Consider the following 2,022-nt stretch of genomic DNA (forward strand, 5'->3'; position numbering starts at 1 on the left):
TTTTATTCGGGCAATACCATTGTAAAGATTTAATAATTGATGGAGCTCTTTGTCTGAATGAACCGGCATTTTACTAAAAAGCTCTTCAGCCTCTTGAAAGTGTTTGAGTGCTGTTTCATAGGAGCCTTTATTGGTTTCAAACTGGCCCAAAAAATAAAGTGTTCTGGCATATTCTGATGATATTTTTCCAAATTTCTTTTCAATGATGGGTTTTGCTTCAAGAATGTATTGTTGAGCTTCCTGGTCTTCATTTAGATAGTGCAGGGTAGCAGCTAATTCTAGTTTGGTTACTGCAGGCTCAAAATGATTTTCCCCAAAGGTGGTTTCACTCACTTCAAGCGCTTTTTCAAGAGTGCTTCTTGATTGACTAAAAAGGTGTTGAAGCCTGTATAACCTCCCAACAACCCGAAGCATCTCACTGTGTAATTCTGGCTGGTTTTTAAGGGCGTCAAGGTTTTCCAAACCTTTTTGTAACATGGTTTCAGCAGTAAGGGTGTTTGAAGCACTTATATCAGGGTCTGAACTTTGAAATAAATCGATAACAAAATCTGTTATTTGACGGGCTTTAGTGGCTTCATATTGTGCAATATCCCGTTCATTTTTTGCACGCTCGGCTTGCCATAAGGTCGTTGTGATTCCGGCAATAATTACTAAAAATAAAAGTGAAGCAGCAACGACCCCAACCCTGTGTCTTTTGATATATTTATTAATTCTGTATTTATAACTGTCTGGCCTTGCAATTACAGGGTAGTTGTTTTTATACCGATTGATATCATCTTTAAGGTGTTCAACGCTTAAGTATCTTTCCTTAGGGTCTTTTTTTAATGCTTTAAGAATAATATTGTCTAAATCGCCGGTTAGTTTTTTTTTCCAGTTTTTAGTTGTTGAAATCGATTCAATTAGGGGGGAAATACTGTTACTTGGTTTTATGGGGTCTCTTTGTGTAACCCATTTTTCAATAGTTATGTAATCTGTGTTTTTACTTAACGGAAAGGGCTTGCTATGTGTTAACATTTCATAAAAAACCACTCCAAGTGAGTAAATATCGGTTGCAATTGTAAGGGGTTTTTTTGATAGTTGTTCAGGACTCGCATAGGCTGGTGTTAAGGGTATATTGCCAGTTTGAGTAATTTGATTTTCAAAGTCATCCTCATTATTATCCAATATTTTTGCAATACCAAAATCAATCACTTTAACAATTCCGTGATTTGTAACCAGTATATTGGCGGGTTTAAGGTCACGGTGCATGATAAAGTTTTGGTGTGCATAAGAAACAGCACTTGAAATATCCAAAAATAATTCAATCCGTTCATTGAGGTTCAAATTATTGTCAGCAATATATTCCATTAAAGGTTTTCCGTCAATATATTCCATGACTATGTAGGGCAACCCTTGTTCTGTAATGCCTCCGTCGTAAATTCTTGTGATGTGCGGGTGATTTAATCTGGAGAGTATTTTTCTTTCTAAATCAAATCGCTTTCGCAAGGAACTTGATAGATATCCGGTATTCATTATTTTAACAACAACTTGTTGATGGGCTTCCAGATCTGTTCTTTCAGAAAGGTACACATTACCCATCCCACCAATACCAATCAGATACATTAATTTGTACCGGTCTATTTCCTTTCCAATAAAGTAATCAGGTTCTTCTACCTCTTTAAGTTTACTCATTGCAGGTTTTTGTAAAAAGGTTTCCTCTTCCTGATCTGCTAAAAGCATATTTCGAAGCCTTTTTGCTACTTCTTTGTTTTTCTTTTCGATCTTAAGTAAATAATCCTCCCTTGCTGCTTCATTTAAGTCAACAATAAAATTGTAGTGCTTTTTTATATGTTCCCATTCATTTTTTTCCATTACCACAACAATTAGTTCCCATTCAAATATTCAAACAACCATGCTTTTGCCGTGCGCCATTCTCTTTTTATTGTAGACTCAGAACAGTCAATTGCAGCGGCAATTTCTTTGGTGTTTAATCCACCGAAATAACGCAGTTCCACAACTTTTGCCAATCGTTCATCAAGGGTT

Annotated in this window: 1 protein-coding gene; it reads right to left on the reverse strand. The window is 36.0% G+C overall.

The genetic code is table 11. From position 1 onward, the window contains the following. Positions 1–1,851: serine/threonine-protein kinase (locus AACY61_RS12945; protein WP_339611998.1), on the reverse strand; the 1,851-nt coding region annotated here is incomplete at its 3' end. Positions 1,852–2,022: the final 171 nt, after the last annotated feature.

The sequence above is a fragment of the uncultured Planktosalinus sp. genome, assembly GCF_963973675.1.
GTDB lineage: Bacteria > Bacteroidota > Bacteroidia > Flavobacteriales > Flavobacteriaceae > Planktosalinus.